This is a genomic window from Methanospirillum sp. (assembly GCF_035406105.1).
Taxonomy (GTDB): domain Archaea; phylum Halobacteriota; class Methanomicrobia; order Methanomicrobiales; family Methanospirillaceae; genus Methanospirillum.
The window spans coordinates 1-4218 of the sequence record NZ_DAONKG010000209.1; the positions used below are offsets into that span (position 1 = coordinate 1).

Here is a 4218-nt window from a genome sequence, read left to right on the forward strand (position 1 = left end):
TCAGGCTTATGAATTTTTTCAGGGCTGTGGATAAAGCCGGGGCAAAAGTCATGCTCTCCAATTCAGATCCGAGAAATGAGAACCCGGAGGATCATTTCTTTGATGATCTCTATCAGGATTATGTGATCGAGCGGGTACTTGCAAAACGATTTATCAATAGTAAAGGAGATAAAAGAGGAGCAATCAACGAGTTGATCATTCGGAATTATCAGGAGTAAAAGAAAGATTATCCGGTAATCTCTCCTTCTCCTGTACTATAGAGCCAATATCCCAGTTGTGGTCTGACAAGACGGTCATCGCTCTGGTCTCCTGACCCGCCATTCAGAATGGGGCTCTCGTACTGTTGCAGGACGCCATCGTACCCTATTACATATTTCCAGATCTTCTGTATGGCAGATAATGCCGTTTTTGCCTTAACCGGCTCTTTCATGGGGAGGCCCCAGGTGTTCCAGCCCTTTTGTATCTGTTTTCTGACGATTCCAGGAGATGGTGCATACTGGAGCCTGATCGAATCATCTTTTGTTGAATAGACCCAGTACCCGGTCATAATCGATACGGGATCTGATGCCTTGAGCGTTCTCCATCCGGTATCCGGCAGGTATTCAAGGACTGAATGACCTCCAGAGCTCACCGACCCAAATATCTGGGCTGTATCCTTTCCTGATGCAAGTGGCCTTGGCACTGATACAAAGTTCCATCCCTGATACAGTCTGATTGCATCCTGGCCAGATATACCGGCCAGAGCGGCGGTCAGGTTTACCCGGCCCTGCGCCGCAACTTTTCCCTCGAGTTCAGGGACGCGATCAGAGGTGGATATGAGGAGTGTTCGAATCTGCGGAGCGGTAAGACTGGTATCAGCGCTCATGACCAGAGATATCATTCCTGCCACAAAGGCCGTTGCCTGCGAAGTTCCGGTCATGTACCGGTATCGGGATCCACCAGCTCCTGACAGGGATGTGCTATATAAATCCTCTCCGGGCGCTGCACAATGAACACTGGTTCCGTAATTGGATGTTGGAACAAGAGTATCCGATGATGTGGTTGCTGCAACACTGATAATATTGGGGAGTTGATATGATGACGGGTAATGAGGTTCCTGATCATTATTTTTTCCCTGGTTTCCCGCCGCACAGACAAAGAGCGCGGGCGATGCGGCAATTGCATCATATAACCCCTGGGAATTTTCCGGGCCCCCGAATGAGCAACTGATAATATCTGCCCCGGCTGATGTTGCATACTCAATTCCCTTGATGATATCTGATGTGTATGCCTTCCCATTCGCACCAATAGCCTTGACTGCCATCAGTTTTGTCTGCCATGCAACACCACAACCTCCTACGTTATTGTTACCCACAGCACCAATAATCCCGGCACAATGGGTTCCATGCCCGTTATCGTCCATTGGATCTTTGGTACCGGTGATAACATTTGCTCCGTGTTCTCCTGAAGGGCCGGTCCACATATTTGCCATAAGATCAGGATGAGAATAATCAACACCGGTATCAAGGACTGCAACAATCACATCCCCGGAACTGGTCGTCATATCCCAGGCACTGAGAACTTTTCCATCTGATCCTGCCTTTCCGGGGGGCACATCCTCACGGTATACCTGACCGGTGTTTGCGATACCCCACTGCCGCCAGAGTTCAGGGTCATCCGGAGTCCGGTCAATAGAGAGTATGTAGTCAGGCTCGGCATATAAAACGCCAGGCAGGGAAGAGAGTTTCTTTATTGCTTCCTCTTCACTCTTTCTCTGTGCGGAGTATACGACCAGCCCTGGAAGGCTTGTGCTGAGATCCTCTTCAAGGGCAATTCCTTCAATCTCCACATCTGCAAGGGCCGATACTTCTGATGTGTTATATCTCACCAGTATCCTTGCCCCGCCTCCTGCCTCCTGATCCCCTCCTTCAGAAAGGACCTGTACCGGTGACGCAGATGTTGTATTCTTCTGTACCGAACGGTTTTCAGGAATTAAAGGGATGATCGGGACCGAAGCACCGTTTTCACCCAATCCTGATCCCGGGTCTTTGAAATAGTCACGAGCAGAGGGATGCCATCCTGATATTGGTTCAGCTGATGCATGACACCAGATAAGGAGAATAATTACCCCCATCATGACCCATCCGATATACCTGGCCATATCATTCACAGCTTGAATCATCGGCTGCTGAGAAGATAAGGTTTCATACTTTACCATCCAGAATGATACCATGGCAGGGGGCGTAGCAGCATGGATTATTCCCTTCTTTTTGTCGATGATGATTCTGAGATCTGTGAAGTTGCACGAGCATTCCTTGAAAAAACAGGACCATTTAAAGTGACAACTTCAGACACGGTAAAAAAATCCCAGCGACTTCTTAAAAAGAACCACTATGACGCCATCATCTCCGATTATGATATGCCGGTAACCGACGGAATATCATTTCTCAAATCCCTTCGGAGCAAGGGGAACAAGATTCCTTTTGTGATTCTTACCGGAAAAGGAAATGACCAGGTTGTTATTGATGCCCTCAACAGCGGAGCGGATCTTTATTTTGTCAAGACAGACTCCCCAAAGGATTTGTTCTATCATGTGTCCGAGAAGCTTGTCCCCCTCATCAAATCCAGACAGGCTGAGATCATCTTTCATGAGATTTTTACCCAGTCACCGATTGCCATTGAGCTGTATAATTCGGATGGAAAACTATTGCAGGTCAATACCGCCAGTCTTGATCTCTTTGGAATCATTGACCCAAAAGAGATCTCCCTGTTCGATCTTTATAAGGACCCGAATGTACCTGAGCAAATGCTAAAACAGCTCAGGAGAGGAGAGCGGATTGAGTATACCACAACTTTTGATTTTGACCTGGTAAAGCAGCATCATCTTTATAAGACCACAAAATCAGGTACGATTTTTATCCAGGTCCAGATCACTCCTATCTCTCTCTCATATCCGGATATTACCGGGGGATACCTGGTTCAGATTCAGGATCTGACTGATCAGAAACGATCTGAAGATGCATTAAAGTCAAGTGAGGCACGATACAGGAGCATTTTTTCAAACAGCCATTCGGTTATGTTGATTATAAATCCTGAAAACGGAGCAATACTGGATGCAAACCCTGCAGCCTGCTCCTATTATGGATATACTCATGATGAGCTGACTCACATGGAGATTATGCAGATAAACTGCTTAACCAGAGATGAAATTTTTCAGGAGATGGAACGGGCACGGAAGGAAGAAAGAAATTTCTTTTATTTTCAACACCGCCTTGCCTCCGGAGAGATCCGTGATGTTGAGGTCCACAGTGGGCCAATAGTCCTTGATTCCAGACAGGTGCTGTATTCTATCATCCATGATATTACTGATAAAAAACGGATAGAGGAGGCACTGGTCACGGCAAATAAAAAACTGAACATGCTCTCTTCCATTACCCGGCATGATATTCTCAATGTTCTGACTGCATTGACCGGCTACCTAGAATTTGCAGCGACAGAGACCAGTATGGAAGAGACACGAATGTTTATCCAGAAAGCACAGACGGCAGCCCGTTCAATCAGGCATCATATCGAATTTACCCGTGATTATCAGGATCTGGGATCGAAAGAGCCGGTCTGGCATGATATCAGGGTAGTCCTGAAAAATTCATCTATGCTTATCAATACCAAATCAGTGTCCATTGAATTTGATACTCATTCACGACTGCTCGTTCTCGCCGATCCACTTCTGGTAAAGGTGATTTATAATCTCATGGAGAATGCTATCCGGCATGGAGGGCACGTTACCAAAATATCCAGTTATTGGAAGAAAACCCCTGACAACACGGTGCAATGGATAATTGAGGATGATGGGGTAGGAATTTCGCCGACCATGAAAAAACACATCTTTTCACGTGAGGTTGGGAAAAATACCGGTCTTGGACTTTTTCTTGCACGGGAGATCCTGGCAATTACCGGCATTACCATTGAAGAGACCGGAATCGAGGGGCGTGGCGCGCAATTTACCATGACCATTCCTGAAGGGAAATACCGGATAGAATAGAGGATCTTCTTTTTCCTGATTTAAAAATATTAACGTGCCGTAATAGCACTCCAGGTTTCACCATCGGTACTGATCCGGATAGTCCCATTGATATCGGTCCGGAATACCTGGGAACCCTGTTTCTTAATCTCATCAAGTGTGGCTGATCGGGGATAACCAAACGGGTTTCCTGATGCGAGAGAGATGATAACCGCTTT

Annotated in this window: 2 protein-coding genes and 1 pseudogene; 2 read left to right on the plus strand and 1 reads right to left on the minus strand. The window is 46.6% G+C overall.

Going from position 1 to position 4218, the window contains the following annotated elements:
• Window positions 1–218, plus strand: a pseudogene (locus PLA23_RS11050) (DNA adenine methylase); the annotation flags it as partial.
• Between the two features lie 8 nt (window positions 219–226).
• On the opposite strand, the gene PLA23_RS11055 reads toward PLA23_RS11050, so the two are convergent.
• Window positions 227–2116 (minus strand): S8 family peptidase, encoded by a 1890-nt coding sequence (locus PLA23_RS11055; RefSeq protein WP_324475218.1) that lies wholly within the window; start codon window positions 2114–2116, stop codon window positions 227–229.
• Between the two features lie 114 nt (window positions 2117–2230).
• Here PLA23_RS11055 and PLA23_RS11060 point away from each other — a divergent pair, with 114 nt between their 5' ends.
• Complete coding sequence (locus PLA23_RS11060) at window positions 2231–4021, plus strand: hybrid sensor histidine kinase/response regulator (protein WP_324475219.1); 1791 nt, start codon at window positions 2231–2233, stop codon at window positions 4019–4021.
• Window positions 4022–4218 lie beyond the last annotated feature (197 nt).